The 24,509-nt window shown below is 65.4% G+C and carries 24 protein-coding genes; 9 read left to right on the top strand and 15 right to left on the bottom strand.

The genetic code is table 11. The features are described from left to right. Nucleotides 1–50 precede the first annotated feature (50 nt). Together CK228_RS16115 and CK228_RS16110 are read right to left on the bottom strand one after the other, a co-directional pair. The gene (locus CK228_RS16115; RefSeq protein WP_095788483.1) at nucleotides 51–1,004 is read right to left on the bottom strand and encodes a cation diffusion facilitator family transporter; all 954 of its coding nucleotides are present in this window, start codon (nucleotides 1,002–1,004) and stop codon (nucleotides 51–53) included. A 126-nt stretch (nucleotides 1,005–1,130) separates the two neighbouring features. Then, on the bottom strand, nucleotides 1,131–1,940 hold the full coding sequence (locus tag CK228_RS16110) for a transglutaminase family protein (RefSeq protein WP_095773243.1): 810 nt from the start codon (nucleotides 1,938–1,940) through the stop codon (nucleotides 1,131–1,133). 213 nt (nucleotides 1,941–2,153) lie between these two features. On the opposite strand from CK228_RS16110, the gene CK228_RS36315 reads away from it, so the two are divergent. Both CK228_RS36315 and sugE read left to right on the top strand, forming a co-directional pair. Further along, complete coding sequence (locus tag CK228_RS36315; RefSeq protein ID WP_013891842.1) at nucleotides 2,154–2,279, top strand: hypothetical protein; 126 nt, start codon at nucleotides 2,154–2,156, stop codon at nucleotides 2,277–2,279. 201 nt (nucleotides 2,280–2,480) lie between these two features. Then, nucleotides 2,481–2,795, top strand: a complete 315-nt coding sequence (sugE, locus tag CK228_RS16100) for a quaternary ammonium compound efflux SMR transporter SugE (RefSeq protein ID WP_095773242.1) — start codon at nucleotides 2,481–2,483, stop codon at nucleotides 2,793–2,795. Nucleotides 2,796–2,909: 114 nt separating this feature from the next. On the opposite strand, the gene CK228_RS16095 is transcribed toward sugE, so the two are convergent. Then, nucleotides 2,910–3,338, bottom strand: coding sequence for a DUF6481 family protein (locus CK228_RS16095; protein ID WP_027047610.1), 429 nt, complete (start codon nucleotides 3,336–3,338; stop codon nucleotides 2,910–2,912). 221 nt (nucleotides 3,339–3,559) lie between these two features. Between CK228_RS16095 and CK228_RS16090 the strand changes: the two genes are divergently transcribed. The 5 genes from CK228_RS16090 to CK228_RS16070 all read left to right on the top strand — a co-directional run bounded on the left by CK228_RS16090 (nucleotide 3,560) and on the right by CK228_RS16070 (nucleotide 8,661). Further along, on the top strand, nucleotides 3,560–4,621 hold the full coding sequence (locus CK228_RS16090) for an LLM class flavin-dependent oxidoreductase (protein ID WP_095788482.1): 1,062 nt from the start codon (nucleotides 3,560–3,562) through the stop codon (nucleotides 4,619–4,621). A gap of 89 nt (nucleotides 4,622–4,710) precedes the next feature. Next, nucleotides 4,711–5,880: an AI-2E family transporter gene (locus CK228_RS16085; RefSeq protein WP_095788673.1), complete on the top strand. Its 1,170-nt coding sequence runs from the start codon at nucleotides 4,711–4,713 to the stop codon at nucleotides 5,878–5,880. A gap of 71 nt (nucleotides 5,881–5,951) precedes the next feature. Continuing rightward, entirely contained in the window at nucleotides 5,952–6,788 is an 837-nt protein-coding gene (locus CK228_RS16080; protein ID WP_095788481.1) for an arylamine N-acetyltransferase, read from the top strand. Next, a complete protein-coding gene (locus tag CK228_RS16075; RefSeq protein ID WP_095788480.1) occupies nucleotides 6,785–7,786 on the top strand; it encodes an LLM class flavin-dependent oxidoreductase in 1,002 nt (333 codons plus the stop codon). Before CK228_RS16080 ends, CK228_RS16075 begins: the two co-directional genes overlap by 4 nt. An 80-nt stretch (nucleotides 7,787–7,866) precedes the next feature. Then, the gene (locus CK228_RS16070; RefSeq protein WP_095788479.1) at nucleotides 7,867–8,661 is read left to right on the top strand and encodes an inositol monophosphatase family protein; all 795 of its coding nucleotides are present in this window, start codon (nucleotides 7,867–7,869) and stop codon (nucleotides 8,659–8,661) included. A gap of 33 nt (nucleotides 8,662–8,694) precedes the next feature. Here CK228_RS16070 and CK228_RS16065 read toward each other — a convergent pair whose 3' ends face one another. From CK228_RS16065 to CK228_RS16040, 6 genes are read right to left on the bottom strand one after another with little or no spacing between them, the layout of a single operon-like run. Then, nucleotides 8,695–9,156, bottom strand: coding sequence for a MarR family transcriptional regulator (locus tag CK228_RS16065; protein ID WP_095788478.1), 462 nt, complete (start codon nucleotides 9,154–9,156; stop codon nucleotides 8,695–8,697). After that, nucleotides 9,153–9,737 (bottom strand): amino acid synthesis family protein, encoded by a 585-nt coding sequence (locus CK228_RS16060; RefSeq protein ID WP_095773236.1) that lies wholly within the window; start codon nucleotides 9,735–9,737, stop codon nucleotides 9,153–9,155. The genes CK228_RS16065 and CK228_RS16060 overlap by 4 nt, the downstream gene beginning before the upstream one ends. Beyond that, on the bottom strand, nucleotides 9,730–10,614 hold the full coding sequence (locus CK228_RS16055; protein WP_095788672.1) for a UPF0280 family protein: 885 nt from the start codon (nucleotides 10,612–10,614) through the stop codon (nucleotides 9,730–9,732). Before CK228_RS16055 ends, CK228_RS16060 begins: the two co-directional genes overlap by 8 nt. A gap of 2 nt (nucleotides 10,615–10,616) precedes the next feature. Continuing rightward, nucleotides 10,617–12,155, bottom strand: a complete 1,539-nt coding sequence (locus CK228_RS16050; protein WP_095788477.1) for a 6-hydroxynicotinate reductase — start codon at nucleotides 12,153–12,155, stop codon at nucleotides 10,617–10,619. Beyond that, a complete protein-coding gene (locus CK228_RS16045; protein ID WP_095788476.1) occupies nucleotides 12,152–14,980 on the bottom strand; it encodes a molybdopterin-dependent oxidoreductase in 2,829 nt (942 codons plus the stop codon). Before CK228_RS16045 ends, CK228_RS16050 begins: the two co-directional genes overlap by 4 nt. Nucleotides 14,981–14,997: 17 nt before the next feature. Next, complete coding sequence (locus CK228_RS16040; RefSeq protein WP_095788475.1) at nucleotides 14,998–15,861, bottom strand: xanthine dehydrogenase family protein subunit M; 864 nt, start codon at nucleotides 15,859–15,861, stop codon at nucleotides 14,998–15,000. A 297-nt stretch (nucleotides 15,862–16,158) separates the two neighbouring features. On the opposite strand from CK228_RS16040, the gene pncA reads away from it, so the two are divergent. After that, nucleotides 16,159–16,773 carry a bifunctional nicotinamidase/pyrazinamidase gene (pncA, locus tag CK228_RS16035; RefSeq protein WP_095773232.1) on the top strand — a complete coding sequence of 205 codons (615 nt, stop codon included), beginning with the start codon at nucleotides 16,159–16,161 and terminating at the stop codon, nucleotides 16,771–16,773. Between the two features lie 49 nt (nucleotides 16,774–16,822). Beyond that, nucleotides 16,823–18,232: a sodium:proton antiporter gene (locus CK228_RS16030; RefSeq protein WP_095773231.1), complete on the top strand. Its 1,410-nt coding sequence runs from the start codon at nucleotides 16,823–16,825 to the stop codon at nucleotides 18,230–18,232. Here CK228_RS16030 and CK228_RS16025 read toward each other — a convergent pair whose 3' ends face one another. The 6 genes from CK228_RS16025 to CK228_RS16000 form a co-directional block, all read right to left on the bottom strand. After that, the gene (locus CK228_RS16025; RefSeq protein WP_095773230.1) at nucleotides 18,233–18,955 is read right to left on the bottom strand and encodes an ABC transporter ATP-binding protein; all 723 of its coding nucleotides are present in this window, start codon (nucleotides 18,953–18,955) and stop codon (nucleotides 18,233–18,235) included. Continuing rightward, complete coding sequence (locus CK228_RS16020) at nucleotides 18,952–19,677, bottom strand: ABC transporter ATP-binding protein (RefSeq protein WP_095773229.1); 726 nt, start codon at nucleotides 19,675–19,677, stop codon at nucleotides 18,952–18,954. Before CK228_RS16020 ends, CK228_RS16025 begins: the two co-directional genes overlap by 4 nt. Beyond that, nucleotides 19,674–20,636, bottom strand: a complete 963-nt coding sequence (locus CK228_RS16015) for a branched-chain amino acid ABC transporter permease (protein WP_095788474.1) — start codon at nucleotides 20,634–20,636, stop codon at nucleotides 19,674–19,676. Before CK228_RS16015 ends, CK228_RS16020 begins: the two co-directional genes overlap by 4 nt. Then, on the bottom strand, nucleotides 20,633–21,514 hold the full coding sequence (locus CK228_RS16010) for a branched-chain amino acid ABC transporter permease (protein ID WP_095788473.1): 882 nt from the start codon (nucleotides 21,512–21,514) through the stop codon (nucleotides 20,633–20,635). The genes CK228_RS16015 and CK228_RS16010 overlap by 4 nt, the downstream gene beginning before the upstream one ends. Nucleotides 21,515–21,701: 187 nt before the next feature. Further along, complete coding sequence (locus CK228_RS16005; RefSeq protein WP_095788472.1) at nucleotides 21,702–23,006, bottom strand: ABC transporter substrate-binding protein; 1,305 nt, start codon at nucleotides 23,004–23,006, stop codon at nucleotides 21,702–21,704. Nucleotides 23,007–23,161: 155 nt separating this feature from the next. Then, nucleotides 23,162–24,509, bottom strand: a 1,348-nt coding sequence (locus CK228_RS16000; RefSeq protein WP_143750590.1) for a hypothetical protein, incomplete at its 5' end; no start/stop codon positions are given.

Here is a 24,509-nt window from a genome sequence, read left to right as displayed (position 1 = left end):
GATCTTAGCAAGGCAATGCGACGGGGCAACGGTGCAGCGCTGGTCCAGGACTAGTTCGATGCCGTTTCGATCAGCTTGCGCCGCTGCTCCCAGGTGCCCGTGGTCTGCGGCTTGACGAACAGCCGCGTGATCTCCGGCATCTCCTTCTTCAGCCGTGCCTCGATGCGCTCGACACAGGCTTCGATTTCCGGCGCTGCCAGATGGTCCTCGAATTCGATGCTGAGCCCGGCAACGATCTCTCGCGGTCCCATATGGACGGTCAGGACACCGTTCGCGCGCTGCACCGCCGGATCCTGCTGCACGATCGCCAGCACCTTTTTTTGCACTTCGGGCGACGCCGGTTCGCCGATCAGCAGCCCCTTGCTTTCGCGGGCGAGGAAAATCGCCGTGGCGCCGAGAATGAGCGCGATGCCGATCGAGGCGACGCCGTCGAGTTCCGGCATCTCCAGCAACTCCGCCGCCAGTATGCCGGCAAAGGCGACGATCAGGCCGACAAGCGCCGCGCTGTCCTCGAACAGCACGGTATAGACGCTCGGGTCCTTGCTCGACTGCAGGGCCTGCAGCCAACTCTGTTTGCCTTTCTCTCGGCGGAATTCCTTCAGAGCCACCAGCCAGGAGCTGCCCTCGAACAGGAAGGACAAGCCGAGAACGACATAGTTCACCTTGACGTTGGCGACAGGCTCCGGCGCCATGATGTGGATGATGCCCTCGTAGAACGACACGCCGGCGCCCAGCGCGAAGACCAGGAGGGCAACGATGAAGCTCCAGAAATAGAGTTCGCGGCCATGCCCAAGCGGATGCGTGCGGTCGGCCGGGCGCGCGGCACGGTGCATGCCGTAGAGCAGCAGGCCGCCATTGCCGGTATCGACCAGCGAATGCACACCTTCCGACAGCATCGCCGAGCTGCCGGTGAAGAAGGCGGCGGCGAATTTGGTCAGCGCGATCGCCAGATTGCCGGCAAGTGCCGCATAGATGACCATTTTGGAGCCGCCGTGACCGGCCATGCGGTTTGGTCCTCGTTCAACGTGCCCCAGTCTAACGGCCGGACGGCCGCAGCTCCACCATAACGCGCCAACTGGCGGGTCGTTCAAGACGCGATTTGTTTGGGACCGGCCGGCGGGAGACCGCGACTATTCGACGATCTCGTCGGTCCACACCTTGAAGCCGGCCAGTGTCCCCGGTCCGAAAATATGGGTTAGCGGCACATCCGCGGCGTCGCGCCCGGAAGCGATCAGGATACGGCCGATGCGCGGCGCATTGTTGCGCGGGTCGAAAACATGCCAGCGGCCGCCGAGATAGACTTCCATCCAGGCGGCGAAATCCATGCTCGACCACGGCTTCGGCATACCGATATCGCTGATGTAGCCGGTGCAGTAGCGCGTCGGGATGTTGAGCGCCCGGCAGAAGGTGACGGCAAGATGCGCGAAATCGCGGCAGACGCCGCTCTGTTCCCGATAGGCTTCCGCAGCGGTGCGCGTCGGCCGCGCGTTGCCGTAGTTGAAGACGATGTGGTTGTGGACGAAATCGCACACCGCCTGCACGCGCGGAATGCCGAGCGGCGTATGGCCGAACAGCCGCCAGGCTTCGTTGGCCAACAGGTCGCTCTCGCAAAACCGGCTGGGCAGCAGGAACAGCAGCGTCTCGGCCGGCAGGTCGCGCACCTCGTGCTGCCAGGCCATCGGCTCGCCCATCTCGAATGTGCCGGTGTCGCGGATCACCGCATCCGTACCGAAGGTGAATCGCCCGGGCGGCGCGACGAAGCGATTGCACCAATTGCCGAAACTGTCGCGATAACCCTCAACCGGAACTGGCGGGCTGGAGGTCAGGAAATCCGGCCGCTCGAGGTCGGAGGCGCGGGAATAGTGGACATTGAGCATCGCGATGAGCGGCGTCTCCTGCGGGAAGTCGAAACTCATCGCGCAGCCGATGTGGATCCGCATTGTCGTCCTGACCGGCCTGCCCGACGATCACCCGGGCGAAGGCGCGGGTCGATGCTGCAGTGCGAAAACGAGAATGGCACGGACGGCCATGGTTTACGAGCAAATTAGAAACCGGTTGAAAGCAGTCGGCCGGCGGTTGCGACAGACACTGCCCACTTGCAGCAAAGCGTTTCTCTTGTTTCACTTCATTCCCCGCAACTGGAGGAACGAATCATGGCTAAAGGTGCGATGAAGGCAGGCAAGGAAGCCCGCAAGCCGAAGAAGGATGCCAAGAAGCCGGCACCCGCTCCCGCCCTGAAGGCGCCGCCGGTCAAGGCGATGCGCATCAAGGAAAAGTAGGCCTCGGCAAGTCAGGCACGCAAATCCCACCGGCGGCGTCAGACAATGCCGCCGGGTTGATCGGGCGTTTGGACAGCCTATATCGACGGTGCGGGGACGACCCCGCGCCTCCCCAACAATACGGTCGGGACGACCCGCCATAATGATCGGTATCTGAGGATCGGATCCTGTCTCCGGCCCGGTGCTGGATGGAGCGTTCCGATGTCCTGGACTTTTCTGTTTTTCGCTGGCCTCTTCGAAATCGGCTGGGCGATCGGCCTCAAATACACCGACGGATTTACCAGGCTGGTTCCGACCGTGCTCACGGTCGCCTCGATGATCGTCAGTCTCACCTTGCTTGGCCTGGCGCTGAAGGCGCTTCCCGTCGGCACCGCCTATGCGGTGTGGACCGGTATCGGCACGGTCGGCACGGCCCTGTTCGGCATCTGGCTGCTCGGCGAGCCCGCCACCGCGATCCGCCTCGGCTGCATCGCGCTGATCGTTTGCGGCATCATGGGGCTGAAATTCGCGGCCTGAAAGCGGCGTGGGACAGCGATATGCGTCCAACAGGAAAAAGCGCCGCACAAACACCTTCAGGGCCGCTGCAAGGCGACCCTGATTCAATGTTCGAGCTTGGCTGCGCCGAAGCTGCTAGCGGGCGGAAAAGCCCGGAGGAGCCCTGCCGGTCCGTGCCTTGCGCGCCGCATAGCGTGCGTCGCGCTTGGCCTTGCGCTCGGCCTCGTCGGCGAGCAGGCGGGCAATGCGCTCGGTCTCTTCGGCTTCCCGAATTTTGGCCTCGGCCTGGGCTGCCTCTTCGGCGGCGATGCGTGCCGCTTCGGCTGCTGCCTCGCGCTCGGCCTTCTCCGCGGCTTCGCGTGCCAGCTTTTCCTGCTTCAGCCTTGCCTTCTCGGCTTCGCGGATCTCACGAGCCTGGAGGATTGCCTTGCGTTCGGCCTGTCGCGCCAGCACCGCAGGATCATCTGCCGCCGGCTTTGACTTGAAGCGCTCCAGAAGCGCCTTCTTTGCCTCGTTCGCGGCGTTGCGCCGCTCGAAAATGTCTTTTTCCCTGTAGATAGCCAAGTCCACTTCCCTGAAGTCAATTCGCGAGGCTTACATACGCGCGAATGCCGAGAGTTCAAGCGCCAAAACGGTATGCCAGCCATGAAATTCCGTGATGTTGCCGCCGGGAGACGCCTTTTGCCGCCCAAACCGACATGCACTGTTCACCGTCCACGCCTCTGGCGGCAAGACAGTTCGCTCGCTACGTCTAGCTGCAAAACCCAACGCCAGGATGACATCAAATGGAACTCGGTCTCTACACTTTCGCCGACGTCAGCCCGCAGCCCGGCCCGGGCGCCATCGGGCCGCATGAGCGCTTGCGCAACCTGATCGAGGAGGTCGAACTCGCCGACCAGGTCGGTCTCGACGTCTTCGGTCTCGGCGAGCATCACCGGCCCGATTATGCCGCCTCCGCGCCGGTCGTGGCGCTCGCCGCTGCCGCCGAGCGCTCGAAGCGCATCAAGCTGACCAGCGCGGTCACGGTATTGTCCTCCGACGATCCGGTGCGCGTCTTCCAGCAGTTCGCCACGCTCGATCTTCTCTCGGGCGGCCGTGCCGAGATCATGGCCGGGCGCGGTTCGTTCATCGAATCCTTCCCGCTGTTCGGCTACAATCTGGAAGACTATGACGAGCTCTTTGCGGAAAAGCTGGATCTGCTGCTCGCCATCCGTGACAGCGTCAAGGTCACCTGGTCCGGCAATCTGCGTACGCCGATCAACGATCGCGGCGTCTATCCCCGGCCCTTCCAGGACAGGCTGCCGGTCTGGATCGCGATTGGTGGGACGCCGCAGTCCGCCGCCCGCGCCGGCGCGCTCGGCCTGCCGCTGGCACTTGCCATCATCGGCGGCGAGCCGGCGCGCTTCGCGCCGCTGTTCGACCTCTACCGCGAGGCCGCCAGGCGCGCCGGCAGCGACCCGGCGGGTCTCGCCACCAGCATCAACGTGCACGGCTTCATCGCCGACACCACCGAACAGGCGGCCGACGATTTCTACGGCCCGCAGGCCGAGGTGATGAACCGCATCGGCCGCGAGCGTGGCTGGGGCCCGACATCGCGCGCGCATTTCGACCAGTCGCGTGGTCCCGACGGCGCCCTGTTCGTCGGCAGTCCAGAGCAGGTGGCCGAGAAGATCGTCGCCCAGCACAGGATCTTCAACAATGACCGCTTCCTGCTGCAGATGGCGATCGGCACCATGCCGCATGCCAAGATCATGAAGGCGATCGAACTCTACGGCACCAAAGTGGCGCCGATCGTGCGCAAGGAAACGGCGAAGTCCGCGCCGGCGGTGGCCGCGCCCGTCGCATAAGGGGCCTTGCCGGCTAAAGGAACCTTGCTGGCGCGCCGGCGTTTTCGTCAACGGACTGCACCAGTTGCGGTGCCCGCTGAGGGTGCATGATGAAAACCGAACCCGCCGCTACGGGCGCTGGCGTTGCCGATAGCCCGGATCCGCGCGTCGAAGCCCGCGCGGACACCCATCTGATGCGTTCGCTGCTGGTCGGCATCTTCATCTTCATGACCGTCTATGCGCTCTATTTCGGTCGTGCCTTCTTCATGCCGGTCATGCTCGCTTTCCTGCTGGCGCTGACATTGACGCCGATCGTGCGGCTGCTGCGCAAGCGCGGCATTCCCGAAGCGGTTTCGGCGACGCTCCTGGTGCTTTTGTCCATCTGCGTGTTCGCCAGCGCCGGCTATTTGCTCTCAGGTCCTGTCATCGATCTCCTCAACAACACCTCGTCGATCGGCCAGCAACTCACCGAGCGGCTGGCGCAATTGCGGCGTCCGCTGGAAAGGATCATGCAGGTCTCGCATCAGATCGAGCAGATGACCGAAACCTCGCAGGAGCCTGGCGTCCAGAAGGTGGCCGTCGCCCAGTCCGGTATCCTGTCGTCGGCCGCCAGCAACATCCTGGCGGCGGGTACAAGCCTCACCATCATCTTCGTGCTGTCGCTGTTCCTGCTCGCCTCGGGCACGATGTTCTACGAGAAGATCATCCAGTCCTTCGCCAGCCTCACCGAGAAGAAGCGGGCGCTGCGCGTCGTCTATGACGTCGAGCACGAAATCTCGCACTATCTGCTCACCGTCACCATCATCAATGCGGGTCTCGGCACCGTCATCGGCCTTGGCCTGTGGGCGCTCGGCATGCCCAACCCGCTGGTCTGGGGTGTCGCCGCCGCATTGTTCAACTTCCTGCCCTATGTCGGCGCGCTGCTGACCATCGTGCTGGTGGCGGTGATGGCGCTGATCAGCTTCGACAGCATCTCCTACGCGCTTCTGGCACCGGCCTTCGTGCTTTTGTGCGATGTCGTCGAAGGCCAGTTCGTGACACCGATGGTGGTCGGCAGGCGCCTGGAAATCAACGCGGTGGCGATCTTCATCGCCATTGCCTTCTGGTCGTGGCTGTGGGGTTTCGTCGGCGCATTGATGGCGGTGCCGCTGCTGGTCGTCATCAAGGTGTTCTGCGACCATTTCGAAGGGCTTGGCCATGTCGGCAATTTCCTCGCCGCGCAGCAAACCGCCGTGGTCGACGACGAACCCGTCGAGGAGAACGGCAAGGCGGCGGCATAGAAGGCGGACGCCGTTTGCCGCGGCGGTATCGAATGCCTATATCCGGCCGATCAACGTCCGGTGCCTTCCCTATGAGCGATGCTCCTGCCTTCGACCTCGACGCCTATCTCGCGCGCATCGGTTACGCCGGTCCGCGCGACACGTCGCTGGATACGCTGAGGGCGCTGCATTTCGCGCATCCGCAGGCGATCCCCTTCGAGAACATCGATCCGTTTCTTGGCCGCCCGGTCCGGCTCGACCTCGCCGCGCTGCAGGACAAGATCGTCCTTGGCGGGCGTGGTGGTTATTGCTTCGAGCACAACCTCCTCTTCATGCATGCGCTGCGGGCGCTTGGTTTCGAGGTCGGCGGCCTGGCCGCGCGCGTGCTCTGGGGCCAGAGCGAGGACGCCATCACCGCGCGCAGCCACATGCTTTTGCGCGTCGAGCTCGATGGCCGTACCTACATCGCCGACGTCGGCTTCGGCGGCCTGACCCTGACCGCGCCGCTGCTGCTGGATCCCGGCCCGGAACAGAAAACCCCGCATGAGCCATTCCGCATCGTCGAGGCCGGCGATCATTTCCGCCTGCAGGCCGCCATCGGCGGCGACTGGCGATCGCTCTACCGGTTCGACCTGCAGCCGCAATACGAGGTCGACTATTCCGTCACCAATTACTTCCTGTCGACCAGCCCGACATCGCATTTCCTCTCCTCCGTCATTGCGGCGCGCGCCGCGCCGGATCGGCGTTACGCGCTGCGGGGAAACCGCCTGTCGATCCATCACCTTGGCGGCCGCACCGAGCAGACGGAGATGGCCACCGCCGCCGAACTCGCCGACACGCTGCAAGGCCTGCTCGGCATCATCATTCCCGACCGCGCTGCTTTCGAGGCCAAAGTGCGTGAGACGAAGATCGTGGAGACCACCGCATGACCGAATTGTCCGTTCTCGACCTGTCGCCGATCGTCGAAGGCAGCGATGCCTCGCAGTCGCTTGCCAACTCGCTCGATCTCGCCCGCCATGCCGAGCGGCTGGGCTACAAGCGCTACTGGCTGGCCGAGCACCACAACATGCCGGGCATTGCGAGCGCCGCCACATCCGTGGTCATCGCCCATGTAGCCGGCGGCACCAAAACCATCCGAGTCGGTGCCGGCGGCATCATGCTGCCCAACCATGCGCCGCTGGTGATCGCCGAGCAATTCGGCACGCTGGCCGCTCTGTTTCCCGGCCGCATCGATCTCGGCCTCGGCCGGGCGCCCGGCACCGACATGAACACCGCGCGCGCCTTGCGCCGCAACCTCGAGGCCGGCGCCGACACCTTCCCGCAGGATGTCGTCGAACTGATGGGCTATTTCCTGCCGGCGGAGGAAGGCCAGCGCCTCAGGGCCGTGCCGGGCGAGGGCCAGACCGTTCCGATCTGGATTCTCGGCTCCAGCCTCTACGGCGCGCAGCTCGCCGCCATGCTCGGCCTGCCCTACGCCTTCGCCTCGCATTTCGCGCCGGCCGAGCTCGATCATGCGCTGGACATCTACCGCTCGCGCTTCCAGCCGTCCGAACAGCTCGACAGGCCGCATGTGATGCTCGGCCTCAACGTCTTTGCCGCGCCCACCGATGCCAAGGCGCGGCTGCTGTTCACCTCGCTGCAGCAGGCCTTCGTCAATCTGCGCACCGGCCGTCCCGGACGGTTGCCGCCACCGGTCGAGAACTATGACCGCGATCTCGACCCGATGGCCAAGACCATGCTCGGCCAGGCGCTGTCCTGCGCCGTCGTCGGTTCTCCCGAAACAGTGCGCCAAGGCATCGATGCCTTCGTGCGCCGCACCGGCGCCGACGAGCTGATGGTCACCGCGCAGATCTTCGATCACGCGGCGCGGGTGCGGTCGTTCGAGATCCTGGCTGACGCTCACAAATCGCTGTCGCAAGCAGCCTGACATTTATCCGCCAGGTGCTTTTGCCGGCGGCGATGCTCTGCTAAGTGGCGGGCGCATCCCCAGCAAGAGCGAGCCTTCCCGTGACCCATGATCTTGACGCCCGCACGCAGTTTGCCATCGATCTGGCGCGGCGGGCCGGCGAACGCGGGCTCGAATATTTCCGCGATCTGGAAAGCCTGACCATCGAGAGCAAGGGCCATCAGGACCTGGTCTCGCAGGCCGACCGCGAGGTCGAGCTGTTCATACGTGCGGCGATCGCCAAGGACTATCCGCAGGACGGCATCGTCGGCGAGGAACACGCTTCTGTCGCCGGCTCGAGCGGCTATGCCTGGGTCGTCGATCCCATCGACGGCACCGCCAATTTCGTGCGCGGCATTCCGGCCTGGTGCGTGGTGATCGCTTGCGCAAGGGACGGGGAGACGATCGTCGGCGTCATCCACGAACCGTCGACCGGGGAGACGTTCCATGGCAGGCGCGGCGGCGGCGCCTTCATCAACGGCAGGCCGATCAAGGCAAGTGCCGCGACCAGCCTGGAAGAAGGCTCGGTGGGGACCGGATTCTCGAACCGGGCCGAGGCCGAGAACATCGCCGTGCTGATCAAGAAGATCCTCGCCGAAGGCGGTGTCTTCTTCCGCAACGCGTCCGGCGCCCTGATGCTGGCCTATGTGGCCTCGGGCCGGCTGCTTGGCTATGTCGAGGAACACATGAACGCCTGGGACTGCCTGGCCGGCATGTTGCTGATCGAGGAGGCCGGCGGCACCGTCCTGCAGGCGGATCCCAAGACGGTGCTGCAGAGCGGCACGCAGGTCATCACCGGCGGAAAGGGCGTCTTTTCGAAGCTGCAGGAATTGTGCAGGGAAGCGTTCACGCTCTGATCGCCATTTGATGCGATGGATCGTCGCGGCACCCTACGCCAGCTTGGCCAGCAGCTTCATGAAGGTGGCGATCTCCTTGGCCGAGAGCGGCGCCAGCGTTTCCCTGGTGATCTCGCGCGCCAGCGGGATCAGGCGTTCGATGGCGTCGCGGCCTTCGGCGGTCAGATTGACCAGCAGCCGCCTTTTGTCGCCCTCATGCTTGGAGAGTTCGACCAGGCCGCGCGCCTTCAACCGGTCGATCACGCCCTTCACGGTCGCCGCATCCATGGCGATCAGCGTGCCAAGCTGGTTCTGCGAGGTCTCGCCGACATCGCGCAGCTTGGCCAGCGCCGCGAATTGCGGCGGCGTCAGGTCGCCGATATGCGCGGCGAAGATCGAGACATGGCGCTGGTGCGCCTTGCGCAGGATGAAGCCGACCTGCTCCTGCAGGAGGTAATCCTGCTCCTCGGGTTCTTCGACCTCGACCAGCTTGAGCAGATTGTCCTCGCCGCTCACCGCAGCCCGTCCCAGGCCTTGATGCCGTCGGCCGCCAGGCCGCCCATGCGGTTGTGAATGCGCGGGCCACAGGTCATGGCCAGACAAAAAAGGATCTCGTCGGGACGCGGCCCGTCGCTGATGCCGACTTCCATGGCGTCGAAATGGCTGCGGACATAGGCGGCGTTGATGTGGCCGAGCGGCACGTCGAGCTTCGAGCCGAAGGCGCCGACCTTCTTGGCCGACGGCACGATCGCCTTGGCGTCGCCAAGCCGCTCGCGCATGGCGTAGCCGCCCGGCACGTGCCAGAGCGCGCCGTGCTCCAGCTCGCCCGCCGTGCCGACAATGGCGCCCTTGCCGTAGCCGTCGATCTGTTTGACGTCGCCGCCCAATGCGGCGATCAGCCTGTCGGAAAGCAGCAGGCCGAGAGGCTTCAGATCGTCCATGGCGCTCTGCAGATCCTCGACATAGCGTCCGGCGAACGGGTTCTTGACCACGGCCATGGCCGCCGCACGCCGGCGCGGCACGTCCGCGACCGGACCGCCCTCATGAAATATCTCTTCGCTCAGCACTGCGATCTTGCGGATCGGAAACTCAGGCATGGGCAACTTCCTCCCTCGGATTTTTGTTGGGTGCGGCAAGCGCCACGGAACCACTGATGCGGGCCTCACCGCCAAGAAACAGCGCCGATCCGGCAATCAGGCCGCGCCGGCGAAAATCTTCGGCGACGGCAAGGCCATTGTCCAGCGCCCGCGCCACCTCGCCAGGCGCAAGCGTGCCGACGCCTTGCGTCACCAGCCGCGCGCCGAGGTCGCTGTCGGGCGACAGTTCACATGCGGGAATGCGCTGGATGGCGGGATTGCCGGGCAGGTCCACCGCATTGGCAATGAGCGTCGCCGCCGCATCGGCCTCGGCACCGGTCCGCGCCAGCACGGTGACGGCGTCGGCAACGCCAAGCGAGAAGGAACGGCCGCGCCAGCCGCTGGTGGCGACGCCGCGAACGCCATCCTCCGCGCGGATCGTGATCCGGTCGGCCATGCCGTTGCCGGTGCCGGCGACCGCCAGGCCGATCGATCGGCCCGTGCCGAGGTGGAGGGCGCTGTCGCCACCATTGTTGACATAGGCGCGCTCGAGCCTGCGGCCGGCAAGCAATGCGGCGAGCATTTCGTCGGCTACCGATCCTGCGACGGCGGCCATCGGCGTTATGAAACATTCCGCGAGCGGCATGACGGCCGCTTCCATGCGGCGCGCCGTCGGACCGTTGAAGGCCCGCGGCGCCAGGAAAAATGCCGGGAGCCGCAATTCGGGAAGCTCCCTGACCAGCTCGATCAGGACCGTCTGGAAGCGCGCGACGGCTTGCTCATAGGCCAGGCGGCATTCCTGCGCCTCGCCAAAGGCCTCGACGATCAGATCGATCGGCCCATGGTTGAGATGCAGCCGCTTGCCGTCCTGCAGCCAATGCGCCTGCGGGCCGTCCATCGTCAGGCTCCGTTCGATGCGGCGCGCCGCAGCTGCGCCAGCGGCGGCCATGGATTGTCGGACGGCGCACCCGTGCCGTGGCGCGGGTTGAGGTATTCGCCGCCCTTGGCGACGATATCCTCGACACTGCGGATCTCGGCCTCGTAGCCGCCAAGCCTGACATAGTCGTCACGGCGCAAGGTGAACTCGATCGGCGCCACCAGCGCCGGCGTCGGCACATAGCCGAAGGCACCTTCCGGCACCCGGGTGACATCGACCATCAGCGTGATGCCGCCGCCCGGCCAGACATAGACCGGCGCGCCGCCGACCGTCACGTAAGTCTTCAGGCCTTGCACCGAGCGGGTGAGATTGACCGGGTTTTCGGTGACGCCGGCGCGCAGCGAGCCGCCGGCACCGCCGATGAACAGCACGGTGCACAGCGCCGGCTCGCAATTGTCCTCGATCAGATTGACCGACTTCTGCAACCGCTCCGGAAACGGCTTCCCGACCGGCTTCAATTCGTCGTCGAGCTCGTAATAGGCGAACTGCTCGCCGGTGGTCGAAACCATCAACAGCGACAGGCCCGGCCGCGCGCCCTTCTTGGCGTTCCATTCGCCGAGGATCGACAGCGGGTCGGAAATCGAGGTGCCGCCCCAGCCGAGGCCGGGCTCGGAGACCTTGAAATAGCGGCCCGGCGTCGAACGGCGTCCGATGATTTTGATGCCCGTATCCTGCCAGCCCAGCACCTTGCCGGCCTGGTGCTCGGAGACGACGCCGGTGATGTGGTCGTCGACCACCACCACCTCGTCGACCAGCCCGCGCCATTGCGTGGCGAACATGCCGATGGTGGCCGAGCCGCAGCCGACGCGCATGCGGTGTTCCTGCTTGCCGTCGATGACAGGCGGTTTGCCGGCTTCCACGATGATGGTGGCGCCGCCGTCGATGGTCAGTTCCACCGGCTTGCGGTTGCACAGATTGAGCAGCGCGTCGCAGGTTGCCCGGCCTTCCGCCTTGGAGCCGCCGGTCAGATGATGCACGCCGCCCAGCGACAGCATCTGCGAGCCATATTCGCCCGTCGTGACATGGCCGATCGCCTCGCCTTGCGAGCGCACGACTGCCGTTTCGGGTCCGATATGACGGTCGGTGTCGATCTTCACCTTGACGCCGCAATACGAAAAAATGCCTTCGGTGACGACGGTGACGAGATCGACGCCTTCGACTTGCTGGCTGACGATGAACGGCGCCGGCTTATAGTCGGGATAGGTGGTGCCCGCGCCGATTGCCGTGACGAAGCGGCGGCCGGTGTTGACCAGTTCGCCGTCCCACGCCTCGCCTTCGGCGACGAAGGGCACGATTGTCCCGCCGGTCTCGGCAGCATGGTCGAGAATGGTCAGCGGGTCCATGCGCACGATCCGGCCGCCGGCATTGCCGTAGCGGTCGCAGGCGCCGGTGCGACCATCGGCTATGTAGCACATGACCGGGCAGGCATCGCAGCGGATCTTCTCCGCCACCAGCTTCTCGCCGGGATCATGGGTCTCAAAACGCTCGGCAAGCTCACTCATGCGCGTGCCTCCTTTTCGCGGATGCCATCTTTTTCACGGATGCCAGCGCGGATGCGCGTCGGCGTCGCCGGAACCTTGGTGACCAGCACGCCGGTGGCATGGCGGATGGCGTTGAGGATCGCGGGTGCCGTCGGGATCAGCACATGCTCGCCCAGGCCCTTGGCGCCGAACGGCCCTTCGGGATCGGGAACCTCGACCAGGATGGTTTCGATCGGCGGCACGTCGCCGATGGTCGGGATGAGATAGTCGTGCAGATTCTCGGTGCGGCCGGGAATGTACTCTTCCATCAGCGCCATGCCGATGCCTTGCGCGATGCCGCCCTCGATCTGGCCCTCGGCCAGCAGCGGGTTGATCGCCTTGCCGACATCATGCGCGGCGGTGACCTTGATCAGCTTGACCGTGCCGAGCTTGAGATCGACCTCCAGTTCGGCGATCTGCGCGCCATAGCCATAGACGGCATAGGGCTTGCCCTGGCCCTTGGCATCGAGCGGCAGTGTCGGCGGGTCGTAGGTCTCCTCGGCGCGGAAGACGAAGCCCTCGGCATCCATGTCGAGCGAGGCGAGATCGATGCGGCGCGCGGCTTCGCCTTCGCGGATGACGATCGCCGTTCCGTCCAGTTGCAGGCTTGCCTTCTCGGAGACATTGGCAAAGCGCAGGATCTTTTCCCGCAGGGCCCGCCCGGCCTTCTCGGCGGCCTTGCCGGTCACGAAAGTCTGGCGCGAGGCAGAGGTCTTGCCCGCGTCGGGGCTGATTGCCGTATCGGCGCTTTTCAGCCGGAACCTTTCCAGCGGCAGGCCAAGCGCGTCGGCGCAGATCTGCGCGATGACGGTGTTGGAACCCTGGCCGATGTCGACGGCGCCCTGGTGCAGGATGACGGTACCGTCAGCCGCGATGCCGACCCGGATGGTCGACGGATTGGGCAGCGAGGTGTTGCCGCAGCCATACCAGCAGGACGCCACGCCGACGCCGCGCTTTTTATCGCCATTGGCATTGTTGAAAGCATCCGCGTCGGCTTCCGCCCGCGCCCAATGTGGCCGCAAGGCCTCGAGACATTCGGCAATGCCGACGCCGGATTCCAGCTTCTGGCCGGTGACTGTTTCGGATCCGTTCCGAAGGCAGTTTCTCAGGCGGAAATCGAGGCGGTCGATGTCGAGCTTGCCGGCCAGCTCATCGTAAAGCGTCTCCTGCATGATCGTCGCCTGCGGCACGCCGAAGCCGCGGAAGGCGCCGGAGATCGGGCCATGGGTGTGGATGGCGCGGCCCTCGGCGCGGTAGTTCGGCGTCGCGTAGGGGCCGGAAGCATGCACCGGCACGCGGTTGGCGACGGTCGGCCCCCAGCTGGCATAGGCGCCGGTGTTGAAATCGCCTGAAAAGATCATGCCGGTGACATGGCCGTCGGCATCGGCGCCGATGGTCGCCTTCATCTCTGCGGGGTGGCGCTTGGTGGTCGATATCATCGATTCGTTGCGCGTGTAGGCCAAGGCGGCCGGACGCCCGGTCTTCAGCGCCACGAGGCCGATCAGCGGCTGCAGCGAAACGTCGAGTTTCGAGCCGAAGCCGCCGCCGGTCGCGGTCGGCACGATGCGCACCTTGTCGACAGCCAGGCCAAGCACCTTCGCCGTGTCGTCGCGGTCCATATAGGGCGCCTGGGTGCAGGCGACGACGACCAGCGTGTCGGCGTCCATATAGGCATGGCCGGCCTCGGGCTCGATATAGGCGTGCTCGACATAGGAGGTGTCGATCGCACCGGTCACGGTCACAGCGGCGCCGGCAAGCGCCGCCTCGGGATCGCCGCGCTCGACGAAGCCGGAGGTCAAGAGGTTCGAAGGGCGGTTCCGATGGATCAGCGCAGCACCCTCAGCCTGTGCTTCGCTGGGCTGCAGGACATGCGGCAGCTCGGTCCAGCGGATTGGGAAATCCGACAGGTCCAGATCGAAAATTGCCTCGCGCTCGCCGGCGACCAGCGCCACCGCCTCGCCGCGAAGCCGCGCAAACCCTTCGGCGAGCGCCGGCTGGTCGGCAAACGGGCCGATGACGCCGAAACAGTTCTTGCCCGGAATGTCGGCCGCCGTGAAGACACCAACGATGCCGGGGGTCTTCCTTGCCCAGCCGTCGAGGTCGCCAAAGGCGAAGCCGGCGTGATAATGCGGCGAGCGGACCACCAGCACAGCAAGCGCATCGGCCGGGAAGGAATCGCCGCCGAATTTCTCGGCCCCGGTCACCTTTGGCACACCGTCCAGCCTGACGGGCGACGCGCCGATCGCATGGCCGGACTGGGGCAGGCGGAAATCGAGGCTTGCCACTTGCGAGGAGGCGTCCATCACCGCCGCGATGATCTTCCGGTAGCCGGTGCAGCGGCACAGAATCCCGCCCAGCGCATCCTGCACCTCGATTTCGGTTGGTCTCGGCGTCGTGTCCAACAGTGCTGTCGCCGCCACCAGCAGCGCCGGCGTGCAGATGCCGCATTGTGCCGCGCCATGGGCCAGGAAAGAAGCCTGCAGCGCTGACAACAGGCCGTTGGCCAGCCCCTCGACCGTCGTCACCGATGCGCCCGCGGCCGAAGCCGCCGGCATCAGGCAGGCGCAGACGGGATCGCCGTCGACCAGCACCGTGCAGGCGCCGCAATCGCCGGCATCGCAGCCGACCTTGGTGCCGGTGAGCCGCAATTCGTCGCGCAGGACCTGGGACAGCCGGCGCAGCGGCGGCACGTTGACCGAGACGGCGGCGCCATTGACCGCGAAGGCGATGTCGGCGCGCTCGAGGCCGGGCTGGACTATGCCCAAATCCGGCCGACCTTCATCCACTTCGGGCAGAACCTGGTTCATGTCAGGCTGAGCTTGTCTCATGCCGCCGCCACCATATGATCGTTCATCGGCCCAGCGGCCGTCAGCACGGCCCGGGCAACAATCTCGCGCACCGCGTCGAGCCTGTACTCGGCGCTGCCGCGCACATCGGCGATCGGCGACAGTTCCGTTATCGGCGCGGACTGGATGGCGCCGGCGAGCCCGCCATCCCCAGGCAATCCGAGCAACGCCGCCTCGACGCCGGCAAGCCGCCTGGCGACAGCCGAGCAGGACCCGACGGCAATGGCCGCTTCGGCAACCCTGCCGTTCGCCACGACCAGGCGCGCCGCTACCATGGCGATGGAGATGACGAGGTAGCGCCGCGCGCCGAGCTTGACGAAAGCCGATGCACCGGCGGCGGCCAGCTTAGGCACGCGGATGGCGGTCACCATTTCGCCAGGCCGCAGGGCCGTGCGGCGATTGCCGAGAATGAAATCCGGCAAGGGCAGATGCCGCGTCGCTCTCGCCGAGCGCAGTTCGACCTCGGCATCGAGCGCGAGCAGGCCCGGCACGCCATCGGCGGCCGGCGAGGCGTTGCAGAGATTGCCGGCCACCGAGGCGACGTTTTGGATCTGCGGCGAACCGACCTCGCGCGCGGCCTGTTTCAGCGCCTCGAAAGCCGGCGGCAAGGGGTGACGGATGAGGTCGGTCCAGGTCGTGCGCGCGCCGATGACAAAGTGGTCATCCGTCTCGGCAATACCGCGCAACGCAGCGAGGCCATTGACGTCGAGGACATTGTCGCGGAACGGCTTCGCGCCCTGTGCCGGATAGAAATCCGTGCCGCCGGCAAGAATGCGCCAGGCGCCCTCGCCAAGCAGCGTGAGTGCTTCGTCGACCGTGTTGGGTTTCGCGTAACGGATCACGCTTTGCCTTCCCAGAGAGTGGGCCTTCCCCGAAATGGCCCTCCCAGGGCGTTTACCCCAGGCATGATCTTGCCGGTCCGCAAACCGGAAATTCATTCGTATGCAAATGATATCAAGCCGGTGGAAATTGTCAAAGCCAGAGTTTGGGCTGTCGTGCTTGCCAGGGTGCGGACAACGAGATTGTTACGCCTTCGGAGGTTGACGCGGCCGGCCATCTGGTCAAGTTTCTGCCTCCGGTCGCGTCAGCGGCATCTTTCTACTGGAGCCTGAGCCCAACGCAGAGAAGAAGGAGACCAAATGGCCGACCAAGCGCTTGTTGTGATCGACCTGCAGAACGACTTTTGCCCGGGCGGTGCGTTGGCGGTGACCGGCGGCGACGAGATCGTGCCGCTGGTCAATGACATGATCCGGCACGCCGACCATGTCGTGCTGACGCAGGACTGGCATCCCGCCGGGCATTCGAGCTTCGCCTCCAGCCATCCGGGCGCGCAGCCCTTCACCATGATCGAAATGCCCTACGGCCAGCAGACGCTGTGGCCGGATCATTGCATCCAGGGCAGCCTCGGCTCGGACTTCCATTCCGGCCTTGCCTGGACCAAGGCCGAACTCGTCATCCGCAAGGGGTTTCGCCCGGCAATCGACAGCTATTCGGCCTTTTTCGAGAACGACCACACGACGCCGACCGGCCTCGGAGGCTACCTCAAGGAGCGCGGTATCGACACCGTCACCCTGGTCGGGCTGGCGACGGATTTCTGCGTCGGCTTTTCGGCGCTGGACGCCGTCAGCCAGGGTTTCAAGACCACCGTCCGGCTTGACGCCTGCCGCGGCATCGATCTCAATGGCTCGCTCGATGCCATGCTGCGGCGCATGCGCGATGCCGGCGTGACGCTCGAAGACCATTTGTCGGACTGAACGGAAGGTGGGGCGGCAGGGGAAGTTATCGCGGGTCGGTACAGGCGTGATGGCGGGCGCGGCCCTTGCCGTCGCCATGCTGTTGCCGGACGCCGCCGTCGCGGCGGAGGAACACACGCTGCCCGGCGCCTCGATGTCGCTGTGGTGGGCGCTGCCCTTTGCCGGCCTGCTGCTGTCGATCGCCACCGGTCCGCTGCTGTTCCACCATGTCTGGGAGCATCATTACGGCAAGATCGCGGCCCTGTGGGCGGCGCTGGTCGTCGTGCCGCTGGCGCTCGCCTTCGGCATCCCTTCGGCGACCGAGGCGGTGCTGCACGCGCTGCTCACCGAATACATGTCCTTCATCATTCTGCTGTTCGCGCTGTTCACCATTTCGGGTGGCATCCTGGTCGCCGGCAACATCCACGGCACGCCGCTGGTCAATGTCGGGCTGCTGCTGGTCGGCGCGCTGCTCGCCTCGGTCATCGGCACGACGGGCGCCTCGATGATCCTGATCCGGCCGATCATCCGCGCCAACGACGCCAGGCCATTCAACGCCCATGTCATCGTCTTCTTCATCTTCCTGGTCTCCAACATTGGCGGCTCGCTGACGCCGCTCGGTGATCCCCCGCTGTTCGTTGGCTTCCTGCGCGGGGTCGACTTCTTCTGGACGACCGCCAACCTTTGGCGCGAGACGCTGTTTGTCGGCGGCTTGGTGCTGGCGGTGTTCCTGGCGATCGACATCATCCTGCACCGGCGCGAGGCCGGCGAGCCGAAGATCAAGGATCCGACGCCGGATTCGAAGGTTCGCATCCGCGGCCTGCCCAACATTCCGCTGCTCGCCGGCGTCATCGGCGCCATCCTGCTGTCGGCCACATGGAAGCCTGATGTCACCTTGTCCATTCAAGGCGTGACGCTGGAACTGCAGAACCTGGTGCGCGACGCCGTCATCCTGGCGCTTGCCTTCGTGTCACTGGCGGTTTCGCGCAAGGAATACCGCAAGGCGAACGGCTTCAACTGGGGCCCGATCGCCGAAGTGGCAAAATTGTTTGCCGGCATCTTCATCTGCATCGTGCCGGTCGTCGCCATCCTGAGGGCCGGTCACGAGGGCGCGCTGGCGCCGCTGGTCGCGCTCGTCACTTCGGCGCAAGGCACGCCCAACGATCTCGCCTATTTCTGGCTGACCGGGGCGCTGTCGTCCTTCCTCGACAATGCGCCGACCTATCTGGTGTTCTTCGAACTGGCGGGCGGCGATCCACACCACCTGATGACCGAATTCGCCTCGACGCTTGCCGCGATCTCGGCGGGAGCGGTGTTCATGGGGGCCAACACCTATATCGGCAATGCGCCCAACTTCATGGTCTATGCCATTGCCAGGCATCGCGGCGTCAAGATGCCCGGCTTCTTCGGCTACATGCTGTGGTCCGGGCTGGTGCTGATCCCGACCTTCTTGATCGCCGGCTTCCTGTTCTTCGGCTGATCAACCAACGCCCACATACCGCCGCACCGCCGACGGATCCGCGCGCAATTCCTCGACATCCACCGTCTCGCGGTTACGGCCGTTCTCGATGAACGAGACGCGGTCGGCGACCGACAGCACCGCATCGACCCGCTGTTCCACCAGGATGGTCGAAACGTGCATCTCGCGCAGCTTCGATACCGTCTCGCGGATCTTGGCGATCATCGACGGCATCAGCCCCTCCGTCGGCTCGTCGAGCAACAGCACCTGCGGTTCGAGGCAGAGTGCGCGCGCCATCGCCAGCATCTGCTGCTCACCGCCCGACAAGGTGCCCGAGCGCTGCCGCAGCCGCTGGCGCAGCAGCGGGAAGAGGTCGAGCACGCTCTCTCGTGTCGCCTTGCCCTTGCCGCGCGCCATCAGCCCGATCTCGATGTTTTCCGCCACCGTCATCTCGGCGAACAGCCGCCTGCCTTGCGGCACATAGGCGACTCCGGCCTTCGGCACTTCGTGCGCCGGCAGGCCGGTCAATTCCCGGCCGGCGAGTTTGATCGAGCCGGCGCTTGAAGGAAGCAGGCCCATGATCGCCTTCAGCGTCGTCGTCTTGCCGGCGCCATTGCGGCCGAACAGGCACAGCACCTCGCCCTTGTTCAGCACGAGGTCGAGGCCGTAGAGCACTTGGACTTCGCCATAGAAACAGTCCAGTCCCGCGATCCGCAACGCTTCCGTCTTGCTCCTCTCAATCATGGGGCGGTCCCCAGATAGGCTTCCTGCACCGCCGCGTTTTCGCGGATCGCCTCCGGCGTGCCTTCCGCCAGGATCTTGCCGGCGTTGAAGACGGTGATGCGGTCGGCCAACTGCATGACGACGGGCATATTGTGTTCGATCAGCAGCACCGTGGCGCTGCTGGCGATGTCGCGCACCAGCACGATGAAATTGTCGATCTCGCTGTCGGCCAGCCCCTGCGTAGGCTCGTCGAGGATCAGCAGGCGCGGCTTCAGCGCCAGGCCCATCGCCACCTCCAGCAGGCGCTGGTGGCCATAGGACAATTGCCCGGCCGGCATATGGGCGCGGTCGGCCAGCCCGGTGCGTTCCAGCGCCGTCATGACAGCGGCCTGTATTGCGCTCTTGGAAGGCCCGTGCCGCAGCGTCAGTTGCACGGGCAGCGCGACGTTGGCGTAAACGGACAGGTTGGCATAGATGCTGGTGATCTGGAACGTGTAGGCGATGCCTTGGCGCACCCTGACATAGGCCGGTAGGCTGGTGATGTCGGTGCCATCGAAGACGATCGCTCCCGAAGACGGCTGGATGCGGCCGCTGACCATGCTGACGAAGGTGGTCTTCCCCGCCCCGTTGGGGCCGATGACGGCGCGAATTTCTCCGGGCATCAAGGTGAAGTCGACACTGTCGACGGCGCGCAGGCCGCCGAAATTGCGGGACAGGCCCTTGGTGGCCAAAAGCGGCGTCATGGCAGCCACCCGAGCCACCGCTGGCGGATGCTGCCGAGAATGCCTTTGGGAAAGAACAGCACCAAAAGGATGAGCGCGATGCCGACGATCAGCAGATAGGCCGAGGTGTAGCCGCTGGTTACGTCGATGACATAGTACATGAAGACCGTGCCGATCAGCGGCCCGAGCGTCGTGGCCGCACCGCCGAGCAGCACCCACAGCAGCGGCAGGATCGAATACTGCACCGACGCGAAGCTCGAGCCGACATAGCCAAACAGCACTGCGTAGGCGGCACCCGACGCCGCGCAGATCGTGCCGGAGACGACCACGGCTATGAGCTTGTTGGAGAAGGTATCGTAGCCCAGCATCTTCGTGCGCTCCTCATTCTCGCGGATGGCGACCAGCACGCGGCCATACCGGGAGCGGACAATGGCCAGCGTGACCAGAAGCACGAGCGCGAACAGCCCAAGCGCGCTCATGTAGCGCACGGTCGGGTTGGTGAGGTCGAGCGAGGTCGCGCCGAGATTGAGGACGCGCGCCGGCTGCGGCACGACCTGGCCCTGGTCACCGCCGGTCCATGCCGCGAAGTAGAGGATCAGGAGATAAAACACCTGGGCGAACATCATGGTGACGATCATGAAAGCGACACCCGTGGTGCGCAGCGCCAGCAGGCCGATCACCAGTGCCAGCACCGCGCCGCAGGCAATCCCGCCGAGGATGGCCAGTGGCACGCTCCAGCCGAGCTGGATGATGGCAAGGCCGGCGCCGTAAAGCCCGGCGCCGAAGAACATGGCATGGCCGAGGCTGAGCAGGCCGACATAGCCGAACAGAATGTTGTAGCCCATGGCGAACACCGCCAGCACCATGATGCGGGCGAGCAGGCCGTGATAGTAGTCCGGCAGCACGAAGCTCAGCACGAAGAGCAGCGCGATGACGCCGAGATGCAGGGAATAGGCCCTTGCCGGCGAAGCCTCGCTCATCGCGATGCCGTCCCGAACAGGCCTTGCGGCCGGAACACCAGCACCATGGCGACCAGCAGCGTGGCGATGATCTTGGCCAAGGTCGGCGAGAAGAACATCGAGATGATGCCGTCGGAAAGGCCGATCAGCACGGCGGCGACGACGGTGCCGCGCAGCGAGCCGAGGCCGCCGATGATGACGACGATGAAGGACAAGAGCAGCGGATCCTGCCCCATCAGGTAATGCGCCTGGCTGATCGGCACGATCAGCACCGCGGCAATCGCCGCCAGCATGGCGCCGAGCGCGAAGACGCCGCCATAGACGCGGTCGACCGGAATGCCGAAGGCCTGCGCCGTCTCGCTGTCATACTGCGTGGCGCGCATGATCAGGCCGATCCTGGTGCGCGTCAGCACCAGCCATGTCGCGATCAGCAGGAGCGCCGAGGCGGCAATGATCGACAGCTTGTAGCCGGAATAGCCGAACCACGGCAAAAGGATGCGGTAGCTGAAGGGCGGCTCGACGGGCCGCGCCTCCGGACCATAGAAGCTCAGCGCCAGCTGCTGGATGATGTAGAGCATGCCGATGGTGGCGACGATGGTGGCTTCCGGATTGTAGTTGAGCCGGCGCAGCACCAGCCGTTCGGCCACCAGCGCGATGGCGCCGACGATCAGCGGCGCGATCACCAGCGCCGCCAGGAAGCCGAGCGCCGGATGGCCCGATATCGCCGTCGAGATGGCCCAGGCGAGCACGGCGCCAAGCATGAAGAACTCGCCATGCGCGACATTGACCACGCGCATGACGCCGAACACCAGTGACAGCCCGAGCGCCGTCAGCGCCAGCACGGCTGATGTGACGAGGCCTTCGAGGGCGGCGAGGAGAAGGTGAGGACCGAAGTGCATCGGCTAAGAGCCCAAGGCACATGCGAAGGGCCCACCCCTTGAGGGGGGTGAGGAGTGGTCCGCGGAGCGGACGGAAAGCCAATTGCCTGGCTTTCCGAACGACGAACGCCCGGAGCGACAGCGAAGGGTCGGGTCCGGCAGGGCAGAGGGGGGGAGGCCGAAGGGCACTGTGCTTAAAGAACCAAGCCTAAAGCGCCTGCGTCGTATAGTCCCCTTCCGGCTCGTAAAGCCCGTCCTCGATCTTGGTCTTGTGCACCACCTTCAGCTTGCCGCCTTCGACCTTAGAGATGTTCTGGATGCCGAAGCACTGATGGATCTTGCCGTTGAAGGTCTTTGGCCCCTGCGGATGCTCCGGACCTTCGGCAAAGGCGGTCAGCGCCTCGGTCGCCTCGACCAGCTTGGCGCGGTCTTCCGGGCCCTTGTAGCCGGCGTCTTCCATCGCCTTCTTGACGACATAGAGGGTTTCCCAGCAGCCGAACATGTGCGACGCGGTGGAGACGTCCTTTGGATCGCCTACGGCCGCACCATTGTCGTCGATGCCGACGGCGGCGCGATAGGCTTTTTGCGCGGCGCTGTCATCGGCCTGCGCATAGCGCGGCGAACCCTCCCAGAAATGGCTGCCGTCCAGAAATTCGAGGCCGGGGCTGTTGATGTCGGTGGCTTCCAGCGAATCCATGAAGCCGAACAGCTGCGGCCGGTTGGAGCCGTAGAACTCGCCGAGCTCCTTGACGAAGGTGAGCACCGCCGGGCCGACCATGACGTGGTAGATCACCTCGGTCTCGGGCGGGATCTGCGGAAAATATTTGGTGAAGGAGGATTCCGTCGGCGGGATGGCGATCTGCGCGATGACCTCGGCGCCCTGCGCCTTCAGCGCCGGCGGCAGGTAGTCGCGGTGGTCGTAGCCAAAGGCGAAATCCGGGAAGATCTGCGTCACCTTCTTGCCCGCATTGGCCGCGATCCACGGCGCCATCGACTGGATCTGGCTCTTCACGTCGGTGATGCCGGGCTGGAAGACATAGCGGTTGAGCTTGGTCGAGGCGACGTGGTGGCCTTCGCTGACGACGAAGTAGGGGATCTTGGCCTCGCCGGCGGCGGGCGCCGAGCCGATGACGACATGCGAGAACAGCGTGCCGTAGACGATATCGGTCTTGTGCTGGGTGGCGAACTTGCCGACCACTTCGGCGCCGCGGCCGGGATCGGTGCCGTCATCCTCGATGATCACCTCGACCTGGCGGCCATTGATGCCGCCGGCGGCATTGATGGCCTTGACCGCGGCAGCGGTGGTCTTCTCGTACCAGCGGCCATAGGCGGCGCCGATGCCGGTGCGGTGCGACTGGAAGCCGATCTTGATCGGCGCCGAGCTCTGCGCCTGGGAATAGCGGACGAAACCGGGCGCCACGGCGAGGCCGGCGCCCGCGGCCAGGCCCTTCAGCGCGGTGCGGCGGGTAAGGCCAGTCTTGGAGAGGTCGAAAAATCCGTTCTTGTCAGCCATGTTCGTTCCCCTGTTTTTTCAGTCTTGACCAACGATAGGGCGGGTTCGGCATCCTCGCTCAGAGGATGCGGAAAATTGCATGTGTACAAACTAAATCACCAAAGCCCTGATGTGGCAAGCGAGCTTTCCCCAACGACATCGGGGCCGCCCTTTTTTCATCCAACCGTTGGCGTGGCAAGCAGCCAGAGGCCGAAGACCGTGTAGGCGATCATCAGCAGGGTGAGCGGAAACTGGCGGAGCGCGGCGCGGCCAGGCTGCGGATGCAGGCGCCAGGCAAAGCCGTGCGCGACGAGAACGGCCAGCACATGGCCAAGGATGATGGCGCCGGCCTGGATGTTCCACAGCCACCAGGCCGACTCCGCCCCGGCGACAATGCCGGCCTCGACCTGGAGGTCGGCGGTGCCGAACAGGTTCCAGCCCAGCACGAACGGGTCGGACAGCGAGGCCAGTGCATACTGGCCGTCGACCAGCAGCGCCGTCAGATAGTGCGCGACATGGTAGGCGAGCGCGATCGGCACGATCGACCACACCAGCAGTCCCGCGGCCTGGCCAAGCGGCGGACCGCCGCCGGCCAGGCGCTGGCCGAGCCAGACCGCGAAAAGGAACACCGCCGTCAGCATCGCGAATGTCAGAACGAGCCCAAGGCTGCCGCTGCCGATCACGGCAGTGCGGCCGGGGAATTCGAGCGGATTGACGCCGAACAGGCCCAGCCAGAAGAAGGTTTTCGACAGGCCGTCGAAGGAGACCGAAGACAGGGCCAGCAGCAGGAAAGCGATGCCGCTGGGCGGCAGTGGCTTTGCGGCCAGCAGCTTGGCGGCCGGCCAGCACAGCGCAAGCCGGCCATTCTCGTCGCGCTCGGCCGGCGCGAAACGCGCCACCATCGAGAAGAAGATCGTCAGAAACTCGCCACTGCGGCTCCAGCCGCGATAGCCGAACGCCAGCATGGCAAGAAAGGTGAGCAGCCAGTACAGGCCGGCGGCGCAGGCGAGCCGTGCCGGGTCGTCAGGCGCCGGATCGATGAGTTCGAACCAGGCAAAGGCGAAGAACAGGATGACGGCCGGCCAGCAGCCGAGCCAGCTGGGGAGGCGCCATGGTGCCTCGTCGCCTGTGCCGAGCAGGCGCGAGACGAGGCGCCACGGTCCAACCCAAGGGTTCAGCCATGACCAGAGATCGCCGAAGACGCCTTGCAGCAGCGTGATGCCGGCCCACAGCAGTGTCCAGATCACCAGCGGCAGTGGGTTGGAGAGCGGGTCGCGGCTGCCGAAAAGCCCGGCGGCGACGAGAATTGCAAAGCCGGCAAAGGATATCAGGCTGATGGCGGTGCGGGCGCTGTCGCCGAGGGCGAAGAGCGACAGGCGCCTGCGCCAGAAACGGTCGAGGGCGGCTGCGGGCAGCAGCGCCAGCACGAGAAAGCTGACGGCCACGGCGAATGCGCCGCCGATCAGGTAGTAGCCGGTCGGCAACAGCAGGACGTGGCCTCGGTCGGAGGCGTGGGCGGAGGCG

It is taken from the genome of Mesorhizobium sp. WSM4312, assembly GCF_002294875.1.
Classification (GTDB): Bacteria; Pseudomonadota; Alphaproteobacteria; order Rhizobiales; family Rhizobiaceae; genus Mesorhizobium.
The sequence above is the reverse complement of the archived record's forward strand: the minus strand, read 5'-3'. Positions and strand labels throughout refer to the sequence as shown.